Here is a 1,973-nt window from a genome sequence, read left to right as displayed (position 1 = left end):
CAGCGTGTGCCAGCAGGTAGCGGATGATTGCATTCTCGTCAGCGGGCAGGACGCCGCCCCAAGCCAGGAAATGTCGAATGGCCGAACGATACGTGCGCCGGGTATTTTCGGACGTAGCCGCTGCGAGGAAATTCCTGTGAGCCTCTTCCACATCAGCAGGTAAAAGCGTACCGGCATCCAACGCACCGCCAATGACGGGAGTAATTTCAGGGGAAGGCAATTTGTCGCTCATTTTGGCTCATGTACCGCAACGCGGCGTCATAACCGGGAAATGACGCACTATAACATTCGATAACCGACTTTATAGAGTGTCATATACCAGTTTATCCCATAAATTTTGAATTGTATTTAAACGTATTATTACGTATAACGTAATACGATATCTTATTTGATGGAGCTTCCATGGCCCGTGCAGGCATCCTCTACTCACAAGTCGCCAAAGCAGCCTCCCAGCTGGCCGCCGCTGGCAAAGCACCCACCATCGACACGGTTCGCGAAGCGCTCGGAGATACTGGAAGCAAGAGCACCATCGCCCCCATGCTCAAGCGCTGGAAGGCCGAACATCAGGAAGTGATTGCCGGCGGCGACACCGGCTTGCCAGTCGATCTGGTGGAGGCCGTCAAGTGCGTCTACCAGCGGCTTCAGGATGATGTCGCTAAGCAGTTGGAAGTCGCCAACGAGGCACACGAGCAAGCGCAGGCGGCGATGCGCAGCCAGAGAGAGGCAGCCCTGGCCGGCGAAGCCCAACTCCGCCTGGCCCACACCACCTTAGCCCGAGAACACGCCCAGACTCAGCAAACCTTGGCGAGATGCCAGCAGGATCTGCAGGCCAATGCGCTTGCCCTCACGGCCGCACAGACTGAGAATGCCGGCCTCCAGCAACGGCTGAGTGATCGCGCCGCCGAGGTTCATGCCTTGAACCAGCAAATGGCAAAGACTCGCACCCAGTTCGAGCACTTCCAGGAGGCGGCAGCGCGCCAGCGCGCCGAGGAACGGCACGCTTTCGAGCAGCGTCTTGTGCGCCTTGAGCAGGAAAATATCTCCGGCCAGCGGCGCCAAGAGGCGCAACAAGCGACGCTTGGCCAGCAGGAGGCCACGTTAGCGCACCAAGTGAGCGAACTAGAACGACTTCGCGATTCCCTGAGTGAGGCGCACGCTGAATTGGACCAGGCTCGCTCGGAGCGAAACCAGCAAGCAGCTCAACTCCAGGAACTGACTGGGGCACGGGCCGACGCAGAGCGCCGACTCGACATGGCGCAGCAGGCTCTCATCGAGGCCAAGGCTGGCGTAGCGGCGGCTGGCAACCAGATTGAAATGCTGGCGAGTCAGCTGACCACTGCGGAACGCAAGGCCGAGCAAGCTGAGCGGGACAAGGCAGCTTGGATTGACAAGATCCTCGCGCAGCGTCCAGATAACGGGGCCGCCGCCGTGTCCATTGCCCATGAGGGTATACGCCGTGATTAGGCTTCATGAAATCGGGGGGGGGCTGTCAGGACGCGCTATCAAGAAGTTGGGCGTTCGTCTCAACAACTGGCAACTTTCAGCGAATTGCGTAGCGCAGGATTGATTGCAAAGCACTGGGGTGTCCATGTGCAACCCGATTTTTTTACTCCTCTCGACGGTGTTGCATGAAACCATCGACTTTGCCAGACACCTCGGTTGACTTTGCCCTGCTACTAGAACTTTTTGGCCGACTCATCGAAGTCCAGGCTGGTAACCCTTTAGCACCAGATGATCAATGGAAAAATCATGCTCAAGTGCTGCTGATTAAAGTCTTTCGGCATCTCGAGTCCATCGAGACGATATTCAAAGGCGTGAGCACCTCCCTCGAAGGCAAGGCCTATCCGCACTATGTCGATCACGCATCGATTGCGGTCTTAGTTCGAGCAGCTTTTGAGACTTACATGATGTTCCACTTTATTTTCTGTGCGAAGACGCCCGAGCTACGTCATCTCCGCTACAAGGTGTGGGAA

2 protein-coding genes and 1 pseudogene are annotated in these 1,973 nt (G+C 56.9%); 2 read left to right on the top strand and 1 reads right to left on the bottom strand.

The window, feature by feature from the left end; translation table 11 throughout:
• Positions 1-232: pseudogene (locus tag AKL28_RS24215) on the bottom strand (integrase); the annotation flags it as partial.
• Positions 233-402: 170 nt separating this feature from the next.
• Here AKL28_RS24215 and AKL28_RS23435 point away from each other — a divergent pair.
• On the top strand, positions 403-1,464 hold the full coding sequence (locus tag AKL28_RS23435) for a DNA-binding protein (RefSeq protein WP_050470687.1): 1,062 nt from the start codon (positions 403-405) through the stop codon (positions 1,462-1,464).
• Between the two features lie 164 nt (positions 1,465-1,628).
• Positions 1,629-1,973: hypothetical protein (locus AKL28_RS23430; protein ID WP_414735711.1), on the top strand; the 345-nt coding region annotated here is incomplete at its 3' end.

This window comes from Herbaspirillum chlorophenolicum (assembly GCF_001189955.1).
Classification (GTDB): Bacteria; Pseudomonadota; Gammaproteobacteria; order Burkholderiales; family Burkholderiaceae_D; genus Herbaspirillum; species Herbaspirillum chlorophenolicum.
The sequence above is the reverse complement of the archived record's forward strand: the minus strand, read 5'-3'. Positions and strand labels throughout refer to the sequence as shown.

Excerpts from the sequence above, each read along its gene's own strand:
- AKL28_RS23435 (WP_050470687.1), top strand. The coding sequence starts at position 403 with ATGGCCCGTGCAGGCATCCTCTACTCACAAGTCGCCAAAGCAGCCTCC.